Origin of the sequence: Xanthomonas dyei, assembly GCF_002939865.1 — a bacterium.
GTDB lineage: Bacteria > Pseudomonadota > Gammaproteobacteria > Xanthomonadales > Xanthomonadaceae > Xanthomonas > Xanthomonas dyei.
In genome coordinates, this window is sequence record NZ_MDEE01000148.1 from 1 (window position 1) to 275 (window position 275).

General features: G+C 66.2%; 1 pseudogene. It reads left to right on the plus strand.

Annotated features, from left to right (window positions below):
- Window positions 1-275 (plus strand): annotated as a pseudogene (locus XdyCFBP7245_RS23605) (methyl-accepting chemotaxis protein); the annotation flags it as partial.

Here is a 275-nt window from a genome sequence, read left to right on the forward strand (position 1 = left end):
CAGATGCGCGACGACGCCAATGCCACCGCTACCCAGTTGGCCGAGATCGTGGGCAGCATCAAGACCTCGGCCATCTCGATCAAGGGCGCCGCCAGCGAAATCGCCGCCGGTAACCAGGACTTGTCGCAGCGCACCGAACAGCAAGCGGCCAACCTGGAAGAAACCGCCGCCTCGATGGAAGAGCTCACCTCCACCGTCAAGCAAAACGCCGAAGGCGCACGCCAGGCCAACCAGCTCGCCATCGGCGCCGCCAGCGTGGCGGTGCAAGGCGGCGA